The sequence below is a fragment of the Psychrobacillus sp. 05T411 genome (assembly GCF_056396485.1).
This window is the reverse complement of sequence record NZ_JBFTLO010000004.1, coordinates 128,133-140,422: the sequence shown is the minus strand read 5'-3', so window position 1 is coordinate 140,422 and position 12,290 is coordinate 128,133. Positions and strand designations below refer to the sequence as shown.

At 38.1% G+C, this 12,290-nt stretch carries 11 protein-coding genes; 9 read left to right on the top strand and 2 right to left on the bottom strand.

Going from position 1 to position 12,290, the window contains the following annotated elements:
- The first annotated feature begins 93 nt into the window (after positions 1–93).
- From tsaE to tsaD, 4 genes are read left to right on the top strand one after another with little or no spacing between them, the layout of a single operon-like run.
- Positions 94–546: a tRNA (adenosine(37)-N6)-threonylcarbamoyltransferase complex ATPase subunit type 1 TsaE gene (gene tsaE, locus AC1DFT_RS04810; protein ID WP_477918053.1), complete on the top strand. Its 453-nt coding sequence runs from the start codon at positions 94–96 to the stop codon at positions 544–546.
- On the top strand, positions 543–1,229 hold the full coding sequence (gene tsaB, locus AC1DFT_RS04805) for a tRNA (adenosine(37)-N6)-threonylcarbamoyltransferase complex dimerization subunit type 1 TsaB (RefSeq protein ID WP_477918052.1): 687 nt from the start codon (positions 543–545) through the stop codon (positions 1,227–1,229). The genes tsaE and tsaB overlap by 4 nt, the downstream gene beginning before the upstream one ends.
- Positions 1,219–1,680: a ribosomal protein S18-alanine N-acetyltransferase gene (gene rimI / locus AC1DFT_RS04800; RefSeq protein WP_477918051.1), complete on the top strand. Its 462-nt coding sequence runs from the start codon at positions 1,219–1,221 to the stop codon at positions 1,678–1,680. The genes tsaB and rimI overlap by 11 nt, the downstream gene beginning before the upstream one ends.
- The gene (tsaD, locus tag AC1DFT_RS04795; protein WP_477918050.1) at positions 1,677–2,696 is read left to right on the top strand and encodes a tRNA (adenosine(37)-N6)-threonylcarbamoyltransferase complex transferase subunit TsaD; all 1,020 of its coding nucleotides are present in this window, start codon (positions 1,677–1,679) and stop codon (positions 2,694–2,696) included. The genes rimI and tsaD overlap by 4 nt, the downstream gene beginning before the upstream one ends.
- A 402-nt stretch (positions 2,697–3,098) precedes the next feature.
- Here the strand turns inward: tsaD and AC1DFT_RS04790 are convergent, their stop codons facing one another.
- A complete protein-coding gene (locus tag AC1DFT_RS04790; protein WP_477918089.1) occupies positions 3,099–5,033 on the bottom strand; it encodes an ABC-F family ATP-binding cassette domain-containing protein in 1,935 nt (644 codons plus the stop codon).
- Positions 5,034–5,164: 131 nt separating this feature from the next.
- Between AC1DFT_RS04790 and AC1DFT_RS04785 the strand changes: the two genes are divergently transcribed.
- Entirely contained in the window at positions 5,165–5,809 is a 645-nt protein-coding gene (locus tag AC1DFT_RS04785) for a redox-sensing transcriptional repressor Rex (protein ID WP_477918049.1), read from the top strand.
- A gap of 33 nt (positions 5,810–5,842) precedes the next feature.
- On the opposite strand, the gene AC1DFT_RS04780 is transcribed toward AC1DFT_RS04785, so the two are convergent.
- The gene (locus tag AC1DFT_RS04780; protein ID WP_477918048.1) at positions 5,843–6,556 is read right to left on the bottom strand and encodes a lysostaphin resistance A-like protein; all 714 of its coding nucleotides are present in this window, start codon (positions 6,554–6,556) and stop codon (positions 5,843–5,845) included.
- A 186-nt stretch (positions 6,557–6,742) separates the two neighbouring features.
- Between AC1DFT_RS04780 and groES the strand changes: the two genes are divergently transcribed.
- From groES to AC1DFT_RS04760, 4 genes are all read left to right on the top strand, one after another.
- Positions 6,743–7,027 (top strand): co-chaperone GroES, encoded by a 285-nt coding sequence (groES, locus tag AC1DFT_RS04775; RefSeq protein ID WP_093274211.1) that lies wholly within the window; start codon positions 6,743–6,745, stop codon positions 7,025–7,027.
- A gap of 37 nt (positions 7,028–7,064) precedes the next feature.
- Positions 7,065–8,696, top strand: coding sequence for a chaperonin GroEL (groL, locus tag AC1DFT_RS04770; protein ID WP_477918047.1), 1,632 nt, complete (start codon positions 7,065–7,067; stop codon positions 8,694–8,696).
- Between the two features lie 456 nt (positions 8,697–9,152).
- Entirely contained in the window at positions 9,153–9,722 is a 570-nt protein-coding gene (locus AC1DFT_RS04765) for an SF0329 family protein (protein ID WP_477918088.1), read from the top strand.
- 633 nt (positions 9,723–10,355) lie between these two features.
- Entirely contained in the window at positions 10,356–11,627 is a 1,272-nt protein-coding gene (locus AC1DFT_RS04760) for a RidA family protein (RefSeq protein WP_477918046.1), read from the top strand.
- Positions 11,628–12,290 lie beyond the last annotated feature (663 nt).

The window sequence follows — 12,290 nt, the reverse complement described above, 5'->3', positions numbered from 1 at the left end:
TTTTTTTTGCCTTAAGGGCTGTCTACTTACATTCCTTCTACTATTTCTTTATAATAGAAGCAAACAGATAAGTACTTGAAAGGATAGCGACTGATGATATATGAACGTATGATTAATTCGGAACAGGAGACAGAACAGCTTGCTCAGCAACTTGCCGAACTTTTAAAGCCAAGTGATGTGCTTACGCTAGAAGGCGATTTAGGGGCGGGGAAGACAACGTTCACCAAAAGTATAGCTAAAGGGCTTGGAATTACAAGGAATGTGAATAGCCCGACGTTTACTATTTTAAAGCAATATGAGGGCAGACTGCCTTTAAACCATTTAGATGTATATCGTTTAGCGGATAGTGATGAAGATTTAGGGTGGGACGAGTTGTTTTACGGAGAGGCAGTAAGTATTATCGAATGGGCTCATTTGATAAATGAAGACTTGCCACCGGAGCATTTGGCAATTCAAATTCATCGACTAGAAGATGATAAGCGAAAATTTACGTTTACTCCGTTTGGAAAACGATATGAACGATTATGTGAGGAGCTTTTTGAATGATTTGGTTAGGAATAGATACATCCCATACTCCGCTTGCGGTAGCTGTTGTAAAGGATGACCAAGTACTTGCAGAGTATAAGTCATCCCTTAAAATTACGCATTCCATTGGGGCAATGCCTGCAATAGAGGAGTTATTAAAGAAAGCGGATATTAAGCCTAGTGATATTGATGCGATTGCTGTTGCGAAAGGACCGGGTTCTTATACAGGGGTTCGAATTGGTGTAACGATAGGAAAAACACTTGCATGGACCTTGAATGTACCGATTGTTTCGGTATCAAGCTTACAAGCGTTAGCCGGAAATGCACCTTATTTTCCTGGAATTGTTTGCGCTATTATGGATGCAAGACGTGGCAATGTATTCGCAGGGATTTATACGAATGGGGAAGTAGTGAAAGAGGCACATATGTCGCTTGTAGAATTGTTAAAAACAGTGGATGAAATGGGACAACCGGTTTTATTTGTCGGGATGGACGTTAACATACATTGGGAACAAATAAAAGAAGTGCTTGGAGATAAAGTCGAGTGTGCGAATGCGGCATTCTCTTTACCGAGTGCCGCAGTGTTAATCGAACTAGCTAAAAAACAACAACCAACAGAAGCACATACGACCGTGCCCGAATACTTACGCATTACAGAGGCAGAAGCAAATTGGATGAAAGAGCAGAAGAAACATGATAACTAATCAAACCATTACCTATCGAAAAATGACCATAGACGATATCGATCAAATTTTAGTAATAGAGGAAGAAGCATTTCCTGTTCCATGGACAAGAGAAGCATTTGAACATGAAATGACGACGAATTTGTATTCGCACTATATTGTGGCAGAGACAGAAACGAAAGAAATCGTTGGTTACTGTGGAATGTGGGTTGTCATGGATGAAAGTCATATAACGAATGTAGCCGTTTCAGAACGTATGCGGGGACTGAAAATTGGCGAAGGCTTAATGCGTGAAGCGATTCGTGTAGTGTTAGAACAAGATGTTGTCCTAATGACACTAGAAGTACGTGTGACGAATGATATCGCCAAAAACTTGTATTATAAACTAGGTTTCCAAGATGGTGGCATACGAAAAAATTATTATACAGATACACAAGAGGATGCTCTTGTCATGTGGGTGGAGTTCAAATGATAAAAGATCAATTTATATTAGGAATAGAAACGAGCTGTGATGAAACGGCTGCTTCCATCGTAAAAAATGGACATGAAATCATTTCCAACGTAGTCGCTTCTCAAATCGAAAGCCATAAGCGTTTCGGTGGAGTTGTACCTGAAATAGCGTCCAGACATCATGTGGAGCAAATTACGATTGTTATAGAAGAGGCACTGAAGCAAGCTAATATGACAGCAAAGGATCTAGATGCAGTTGCGGTCACAGAAGGGCCGGGACTAGTAGGTGCGTTATTAATCGGCATAAATGCCGCAAAAGCATTTGCATTTGCAAACAGTCTTCCACTAGTAGGCGTGCATCATATCGCTGGTCATATATATGCAAATGCACTTGTGCAACCGATGGAGTTTCCGCTATTGGCATTAGTCGTATCGGGCGGTCACACTGAATTAGTATTGATGAAAGAAGACGGTCAGTTCGAACTAATCGGAGAAACCCGCGATGACGCGGCTGGTGAAGCGTACGATAAAGTGGCCCGAGTATTAAACTTACCGTATCCAGGTGGGCCACATATTGACCGACTCGCTAATGAGAGTGACGGAGCAGTGCCATTTCCTAGAGCGTGGTTGGAAGAAGGATCTTATGATTTTAGCTTCAGTGGCTTGAAATCTGCTGTGATTAACTATCAACATAACGCGGAGCAACGCGGAGAAGAGATTAATCCCAATCATTTAGCGGCAGGTTTCCAAGAAAGTGTTATTGAAGTGTTAACGACCAAAACATTAAGAGCAGCACGGGAATTTAACGTGAAACAAGTAATCGCTGCAGGTGGAGTTGCTGCAAATAAAGGGCTGCGTAAATCGCTTGAAGAAACATTCGAAAAAGAAAACATTCCATTTTACGTGCCTTCGATTTCATTATGTACAGATAATGCAGCAATGATTGCAGCTGCTGGAAATTCTAAGTTTTCTGCTGGAAAAACAAGTGATATGTCGATGAATGGTCGACCAGGAATGGAATTAAATAGCTGGAACTAATCGAAATCCTCTTTTCTTCGACAAGAAAAGGGGATTTTTTAACAGGTATTATTCGACTTGTCAATAGAGAACATTCGTACTTATGCACAGACTGGGGATAAGATGTGCATAAGTTTTGTATTTTCTATATATTGTGTCTCATTTACACACAACTATGTGGATAGTGTAGTTTGAAATCTGTGGATAGTGTGCATAAGTCTGTTGATATGTTGGTATTACTAGATTTTTCTTGTGAATAAGATTGTGGAAAATAAAATCGAGAAAAAAAGTACTTGACCAACATATATAGCTAAAATTCGACATATGATCTTGCAATAAATGGCTGAGCGTGACAAACTAACCTGTGAATATGAAAAGTAACTCTCCACTCACCAAAAAAGGGATTCCCATATAGGAATCCCTTTAGTTTGAAGCTATTTCTTCTAATGATTCTTGTAACTCTAGCCATTCATTTGATAGTTCATCTTGTTTTTCTTTTAACGTATCCAGTTCTATTTGCAATTGTTGTACTGCTTCGTGGTCTTGGAATATTGCTGGATCACAAAGTTTTTCTTCTACGGAAGCTATCTCAGAATCTACTGTCGGCATCTGGGCTTCTAGCTCTTCCAGTTGACGACGTAATTGACGTTCCTTCTTTTTTGCTTCTTTATCAATTGTAGAAGTGTTTGCCTTCACAACAACCGTGTTTTCTATGACGGCATTTTCCTGCGCAAGTTCTTCTAGTTCTTCTTTCTTTTCCAAATAGTAATCGTAATCGCCTAAGAAAAGGGTCGCTTGATCGCTGGATAACTCAATCACTTTTGTTGCAATCCGGTTAATAAAATACCGATCATGCGATACAAAAATAATGGTACCTGGGAAGTCTAGTAATGCATTTTCAAGTACTTCTTTACTATCTAAATCTAAATGGTTTGTCGGCTCATCGAGTACAAGTGTATTTGCTTTTAATAGCATTAATTTGGCTAGTGCAAGTCTTGCTTTCTCTCCGCCTGATAGGGTAGCAATTGTTTTTTGGACATCATCGCCGCTAAATAGGAAGCGCCCTAAAACAGTGCGGACATCTCTTTCGTTCATCAGTGGCCATTCATCCCATAGTTCTTGCAAAGCGGTTTTATTGCCAGTGAGAGCAGCTTGTTCTTGGTCATAGTAACCGAATTGGACGTTTGTTCCATATTGGATTTTTCCGGCTGCATTGTCCAGTTGCTTCATCAGTGTTTTCAGTAAAGTGGATTTCCCAACGCCATTTGGCCCGACAAGCGCAATACGATCTTGCTTATAAACGGAAAACGAGATATTCGAGGAAACTGTTTTGTTTGGATATCCAACTGCCACTTCTTCCAGTCTTAATACATCATTTCCACTCGGCCGATCGATAGAAAATCCAAAAGTTGCCGATTTTTCATCGCCATCTGGGGCATCCATCCAGTCTGTTTTTTCAAGGACTTTCCGTCTGGATTGTGCCATTTTTGTCGTAGAAGCACGTGCTAGATTTTTGCTCACAAAGTCTTCTAATTTTGCTTTTTCCTCTTGCTGTTTCTCATATTTCTTTTTGTCGAGCTCATAGTTTTTTGCTTTTTCATTTAAATAAGCACTATAATTCCCAACATATCTAGTCACGTTATGGCGAGAAACTTCATATACAAAGTTCACGACTTGATCTAAAAAGTAGCGGTCATGGGAAACGATTAAAATGGCCCCATTATAGTTTTTTAAATAATTTTCTAAAAAACTAAGTGTTTGGATGTCTAAATGGTTCGTTGGCTCATCAAGGATAAGCAAATCAGGTTTGCTTAGTAACATTTTTGCTAGGGCTAACCTTGTTTTTTGTCCACCAGATAATGCTTGTACAGGCTTATCGTAATCTTCAGGGAAAAACTGCATGCCGTGTAAAATGGAGCGGATATCCGATTCAAATCGATAACCTCCCGCTTCATTGAAAGCAAGTTGTAGTTCATCATACGCTGCAGTTACGCGTGCATAAGCGTCAGCATTTTCATATATCGAAGGATCTGCCATTTGTGCTTCTAGAGAACGTAGCTCTTTTTCCGAGTCGATCAGATGGCTAAAAATGGATTTCATTTCTTCCCATACGGAAAGCTTCGATTCAAGTCCTGCATGTTGCTCTAGATAACCTAGGCGAACAGTTTTTGGCATAATGATATCGCCGGAATCATACGACATGTCACCGGCAATTATTTTAAGTAAAGTAGACTTTCCAGCACCGTTTCGTCCGACGAGTGCGACACGATCTCGGTCTTGGACTTCTAGCTTTACATTTGTTAATATATCTTCTCCGTTAAAGGATTTTGTTACTTGATTGACTTGTAAAACAATCACGATTATTGGCACCTCAATTCTCTCCTTAGTGTAATAGATAGGGACAAACGTTGCAACGCCCTAGCTTTACAAGGAAGGAAATGTCTAGTAATATAATAACGATTTGTACCAATGAAATAGGAGGGTTTTTCATGAGACCTGAACTTCCAAGAATTMCTCAAGCAACAACGAAAAGACTTCCGTTATATTATAGATTTTTGCAAAGCTTTCATAATGCAGGACATAAACGAGTTTCTTCCCAAGAGCTAAGCGAGGCAATGAAAATAGATTCCGCAACGATACGAAGAGATTTTTCTCATTTTGGCGCACTCGGTAAAAAAGGATACGGCTATGATGTTCCGACACTGCTAGAATTTTTCCGAAAAACGCTAGACCAAGACGAAGCTGCTCATGTAGCATTAATAGGTGTAGGTAGTCTAGGAACTGCATTTCTCAAGTATAATTTTCAGAAAAATCACAATACAAAAATTGTCGTTGCTTTTGACACGAAAGCACCAGTAGAAGGAATAATGAAAAGTGATATCCCGGTTTTTCATCCAAGTGTGATGGAAGCAAAACTGGCAGAGTACGGGATTGAATTAGTAATTGTTACAGTTCCAAGTCGTTCTGCACAAGAAGTTGCCGACCGTTTAGCGAAAACAACTATAAAAGGGATTTTGAACTTTACCCCGGTGAGGTTATCCGTGCCAGATACGATTCGAGTACATACGATTGACTTGTCTGTCGAGGTGCAAACGTTGATTTACTTGATACGAAATGAGCATACAGAAGAATGAATAAAAGCCTTCCAGCAAATGGAAGGCTTTTCTTTATGGTATTTGCGAATAAGTTTCCAAGAACTTTTTAATCGCAGGGCCGTAAAACTGAACAAGTACCACAAACCCATTCAGTAACATATGGGAAATAATCGAAGCTATAATGCGTTTTGTCTTGTAATAAATAAAAGCGAATATAAACCCAGACACCGCATATAGTAGGATGTGCGTAAACTCGAAGTGTATAACTGCAAATGCGATCGCACTAACAAGCGCTGCTACAAAAAAGTTCGTTTTAGGCAATAAAGAACCGAAAATGATGCGACGGAAGATAATTTCTTCTAGTATAGGCGCAAAAATTACAATGGCAAATATCGCGAAAGGAACACTATGTGAAATCTCAATAAATTGCGCTGTATTTTCAGAACCTGGTTCTATTCCCAGCTTAATCTCCAAATTTGCTGCAAAAATTTGACCAAAAAAAACAAGGAAAAATCCAATAATACCAAAGCCGATTGCTCCCCCTAAAGTAGCTTGCTGTCCTTTTAGTGGGCGTAGAAATGTGCTGTCTTTGCGGATAATATACAATGTATAAAAGGTAGCAATTCCCATGCTGATGAACATCCACCAACCGTAAGTGGCGAGCACTGGATCTTGCACATCCATTGTTTGGAGTAATTTATGAAGGAGGGGTACAAAAACTACTCCTGAAAGTTGCATTACACAGTAGGTGATCAAAATGTATAGTGCGGTTTTTTGTTGTTTCATTTGAAATGATTCCTCTCTATATTAACAATCTTCTTTTATTGTAAAGGAAATATAGGAGAAAAGAAAAAGTTAGCCTTCTTACTTGCAAAATGTTCTGTTATTAATTATTATTATAAGTGTGTTAGCACTCAAAGACTAAGAGTGCTAATAATATAAAATTCGACAAATTTAGGGAGGTTGTTTCACTTGTTAAGACCATTAGGTGATCGTATCGTAATCGAATTAATCGAAGTAGAAGAAAAAACAGCATTTGGCATCGTACTTCCAGACTCTGCTAAAGAGAAACCACAGGAAGGGAAAGTTGTTGCTGTAAGTTCTGGACGAGTACTTGATAACGGCACTCGCGTAGAATTGGACGTAAAAGAAGGAGACCGCATTATCTTCTCTAAATATGCAGGTACTGAAGTAAAATATGAAGGCACTGAATATTTAATATTACGCGAAAGCGATGTTCTAGCAGTAATTGGCTAATAAAAAATCGAAACAAAACTTAGGAGGTAACTAAATCATGGCAAAAGAAATTAAGTTCAGTGAAGACGCTCGTAGTGCAATGCTACGTGGGGTAGATAAACTAGCAGATGCTGTAAAAGTAACGCTTGGACCAAAAGGACGTAATGTCGTTTTAGAGAAAAAATTCGGTTCACCACTTATTACAAATGACGGTGTAACAATTGCAAAAGATATCGAACTAGATGATGCATTTGAAAACATGGGTGCAAAACTAGTTGCAGAAGTTGCTTCTAAAACAAACGATATCGCTGGTGATGGTACAACAACTGCTACCGTTTTAGCACAATCAATGATCCGTGAAGGATTGAAAAACGTTACAGCTGGAGCAAACCCAGTTGGAATCCGCAAAGGAATCGACCTTGCAGTTGCAGCGGCAGTTACAGAGTTAAAAACAATTTCAAAACCAATCGAAGGCAAAGAGTCTATCGCTCAAGTTGCTGCGATCTCTTCTGGAGATTCAGAAGTTGGCGAACTAATTGCTGAAGCTATGGAACGCGTTGGAAACGACGGAGTTATCACAATCGAAGAATCTAAAGGATTCACTACTGAGCTTGACGTAGTAGAAGGTATGCAATTCGACCGTGGATACGCATCTCCTTATATGGTTACAGATTCAGATAAAATGGAAGCAATTTTGGACAATCCATATATCTTAATTACGGATAAAAAAATCTCTAGCATTCAAGAAATCCTTCCAGTGCTTGAGCAAGTTGTACAACAAGGTAAACCACTTTTACTAATTGCTGAAGATGTAGAAGGGGAAGCATTAGCTACGCTAGTTGTAAACAAACTACGCGGAACATTCAATGCTGTAGCGGTTAAAGCTCCAGGATTCGGTGATCGTCGTAAAGCAATGTTAGAAGATATCGCTATCCTAACTGGCGCTGAAGTAATTACAGAAGATTTAGGACTAGATTTAAAATCTACAGACATTACACAACTTGGACGAGCTTCTAAAGTCGTTGTAACAAAAGACAACACAACAGTTGTAGAAGGTAACGGAGAATCAGATCGCATCGCTAGCCGTGTAGGTCAAATCCGTGCACAATTAGAAGAAACAACTTCTGAATTCGACAAAGAAAAACTACAAGAGCGCCTAGCTAAACTTGCTGGTGGTGTAGCAGTAGTGAAAGTCGGAGCAGCAACAGAAACAGAACTAAAAGAACGTAAACTTCGTATTGAAGATGCACTAAACGCAACGCGCGCAGCTGTGGAAGAAGGTATCGTATCTGGTGGTGGAACTGCACTAGTTAATGTATATAACAAAGTAGCTGAAGTGGCAGAAGCTCAAGAAGGCGACGTAGCAACTGGTCTGAAAATTGTACTTCGTGCATTAGAAGAACCAGTTCGCCAAATCGCAAACAACGCTGGTTTAGAAGGTTCAATCGTAGTAGACCGTCTAAAACGCGAAGAAATCGGTACTGGTTTCAACGCAGCGAACGGCGAATGGGTTAACATGATCGACGCTGGTATCGTAGACCCAACAAAAGTAACTCGTTCAGCTCTACAAAATGCTGCATCTGTAGCTGCATTGTTCTTAACGACAGAAGCAGTAGTAGCAGACATTCCAGAACCAGCAGGCGGCGGAATGGGCATGCCTGATATGGGTGGTATGGGCGGCATGATGTAATAAGTCGCATCAACCCTTGATATGTATGGGTTTATATGTAAGGTGAAAGTGAAATGCTAACATAAAAGATTAAAAATGAAGCCTCTCATGAGTTGACTAAACTTATGGGAGGCTTCTTTTTTCATTTCTTTAGTAACGTGGAGATGGATATTCTTGATGATATGTAATCTAAATGCCAAGTCAATCCCTGATTTGTTCGAGTCTTATTTGTGTTAGGATGATTATTATTGATGCTATATGCTCGATATATCTTTTTAAATAATATTGTTGTCTTAAGCCTATAGTTATGTCTCATCAGTCTATAAATTTTATTTGCTCACTATTATCGATACATCAGAAATTCAAGTCACACTTAAATCTAGTATTTAGTATGATCGATGTGTTGGTTATTGTATTATGGATAAAAGAACGACTGCCTCAATAAATATTTATAATATAAAAATGAAGGAGAATTATATGGCATGGAGTAAATTGAAGAAAAATCTGGAGAGTTTTCTCTGTCCTGCATTAGATGGAAGGGTTGAATACAGTGCAACCGGCTACCGTTATTTACCTGATAAAGCAGGACTTTGTTATATTGCGGTAGATAAAAAGAATGTACTCAATATGAGTGATAAAACTACCTTAATCAGATGGTATCAGACGGAGCTGGAAATTAAGAATGATTCAGATATCCAAATTCCTATCAATAATGAGGAAATTGAAGCGGTAAGAAAAGAAACCAAGGGAATGGTTCCGGAAGATCGTCTCCAAGTAATTGCAAGGGGTAGAAAATTGTCGGAATATGCAAAAGAGCTTTTGTCAGCGCAGTCATCATTAAGTAAATCAAATTTTACCGTTGTAGCTAATAAGTTTTTATCCACTTCTATAGAGGAAAGCATAGAGAGTAATGATATCCTATTGAATATTTTAGCTTTGGTGGACAAACGGGTTGGAAAAAAACGAATTTTAAACATGAACGAGAAAATGAAGTTAAAGCATCCAATTGTGCAGTATTTTTATGAACTACGGCTTAGTACGTTATGATAATAAATAACTCATCACCTGAACATCAATTATTGCGAAAAATTTATCGCCATGTAGATTTTAGTTTTATCCATGAGCTGGTTATCAGAAGAATGGAGTAATAAACTCCGAAAAATCAGTGGTTAACTACTCAGGAGGAAGAACTCTAGATCTTTTTATAAAAATAAATGCAGAACTCAAGACGTAGTTTTAGTTAGGTTAACAAGACTACATCATTTAATACCTCTGTGACCTACAAGTAACACAGAATTAGTGTGTGAATAGATGCTAACATTTTGCTAACGCAACCAAATGAAAAGCGATAAAATTCCGTTAAAGATCTTACAATGAACATTTTTAGAAATGTTGATATAGCGCACTTTTAGATTACATCGTGAAAGATATTACACACTTTCACCTTACGGGCGGCATGATGTAATAATACATTCCCTTATAAAAAAAAAGCTTCTCACAAGTTCAATGGACTTGTGGGAAGTTTTTTGTTTTTATTTTTTAGTTGTTCATTTATCACAAAACGTTAGACGAAATGAACAAACCCTGCTATAATTTTGTAGTGCAATCCGAGCGGTTAAGACCGTGTTTTTCGGTGCATACTTATGTTAGTAAATATTTATCAAGAAGGGAAATCTTATCATGAGCAACTATAACGCAGTAACAGCAAAAAATACGGAAAATGCTCCAAGCGGAAACGGTCTATATTCACAAACTGTAGCATTCTCTCATTACAACAATCTTTCAGCACAATTACCTATCGAACCAAAAACTGGTGAATTGGTAGCTGGCGGTATAAAAGAGCAAGCTGAACAGTGCTTTAAAAATATTGAGGCAATTGTAAACAGCATCGATCATGTTATGAGCGATATTGTTAGAATCACAGTATTCGTTAAAGATATCAAAGATGTTGACGCTGTAGATGAAGTTTATAAAACATTCTTCCCAACTTATGTTCCTTCACGAACAACAGTTGCAGTTGCAGCTTTGCCAATGGATGCTTTAGTACAAATTGAAGCACTTGTTTCACACGGTGAAGGTACAATTCCAAACGCCCCACAAGCAGGCGACCTCATCAAACTTACAAATAACACGGCAAATGCACCAACAAGTCCTCTATCTACACAAACCGTGTCATTCTCTCATTACAATAATCTTTCAGCTCAATTACCTATCGATCCAAAAACTGGTAGATTGGTAACTGGTGGTGTAAAAGAGCAAGCTGGACAGTGTTTAAAAAATATTAAAGCAATTTTGGAAAGTATTGACGTTCCTTTTGACGATATTGTTAAAATTAATATCTTCCTTAAAGATCTATCGGATACTGAAGCTGTAAATGAAGTTTATTCAACATTTTTCCCAGATTCGGCTATTGCTAGAGCCGTAGCTTATGTCCCAGCACGTACGGTAGTCGCAGCTTCAGCCTTACCTATGGATGCTTTAGTGCAAATTGAAGCAGTAGTATCACACGGAGATGGTACACCTCCACAAGCTATTGAAGACAGACATGGTATCGTTATATGGGCAAATAACACTGAAAATGCACCAAAAAGTTCTCTATCTACACAAACTGTAGCGTTCTCTCATTATAATAACCTTTCAGCTCAATTACCTGTAGATCCAAAAACTGGTGAATTGGTAGCTGGTGGTGTAAAAGAGCAGGCAGAACAGTGCTTGAAAAACATTAAGGCAATTGTTGAAAGTATCGATCACGTTATGGAAGATATCGTTAAAGTAAATATCTTCGTTAAAAACATCGCAGATATGGATGCTGTAGACGAAGCTTACAAAACATTCTTCCCAGGCGGAGTTCCTGCACGAAGAACAGTTGGCGTATCAGCTTTACCTCAAGATGCTTTAATCCAAATCGATGCTATTGTGTCAAACGCTGAAGGAACACCTCCAAAAGCATAACAGGCATTTGTTTGTAAACATAGGAACTATCAAAGTTACTCGTTAATGCTGATGGTGAATGCAAAATTGTATATCCTAGTCATAAAAAGAGGCTGTCTCCAATGAAAATGGAGACAGCCTTCTTTTTTTAAACAGTCATGTAATCAAGTACTTAAAAATCTGTTACATCAACGTTTCAAGGATATCAAGAGAGGAATTTGATACCCAATTGATTCCTAAATTTAAAAAACACATAAATAAAGAGGTTTCTCATAAGTTCCCGAACTTTTGAGAAACCTTTTTTTGTTTCTTTAAGTGTTTATTCCTTTTCTAGAATTGCAACAGATTTTGAAAAAAATGTGTTATTAATTATAAGAATTTAACTAATTTTCTATTTTAATTAAGGGTAAATTGGTATTTTCGATATATTTTTTTCAAGAATCGTTAAAATATAATCATTAAGTACTATATTTTGGTGGTTCTTAAGGCTTGGAAAATCAATTATAATTAATGTGAAAGATTTACTACAGAGTATAAGTTTATGTAGGGAAGGAGTCTTTTTTAAAGATAAAAATCATTAACATTGGAATTGATTCAAATAACTTGGATTACACGAAGAAATGGATGAGATGTGCTTAATTTCAACGCAATCATGGAGATTGCTTATCCTTTCACTGAGGATAA

Coding starts and splice junctions, on each gene's coding strand:
- AC1DFT_RS04780 (WP_477918048.1), bottom strand. CDS start 6,556: ATGAAACAACAAAAAACCGCACTATACATTTTGATCACCTACTGTGTA.
- AC1DFT_RS04760 (WP_477918046.1), top strand. CDS start 10,356: ATGAGCAACTATAACGCAGTAACAGCAAAAAATACGGAAAATGCTCCA.
- rimI (WP_477918051.1), top strand. CDS start 1,219: ATGATAACTAATCAAACCATTACCTATCGAAAAATGACCATAGACGAT.
- tsaB (WP_477918052.1), top strand. CDS start 543: ATGATTTGGTTAGGAATAGATACATCCCATACTCCGCTTGCGGTAGCT.
- tsaE (WP_477918053.1), top strand. CDS start 94: ATGATATATGAACGTATGATTAATTCGGAACAGGAGACAGAACAGCTT.
- AC1DFT_RS04765 (WP_477918088.1), top strand. CDS start 9,153: ATGGCATGGAGTAAATTGAAGAAAAATCTGGAGAGTTTTCTCTGTCCT.
- tsaD (WP_477918050.1), top strand. CDS start 1,677: ATGATAAAAGATCAATTTATATTAGGAATAGAAACGAGCTGTGATGAA.
- groL (WP_477918047.1), top strand. CDS start 7,065: ATGGCAAAAGAAATTAAGTTCAGTGAAGACGCTCGTAGTGCAATGCTA.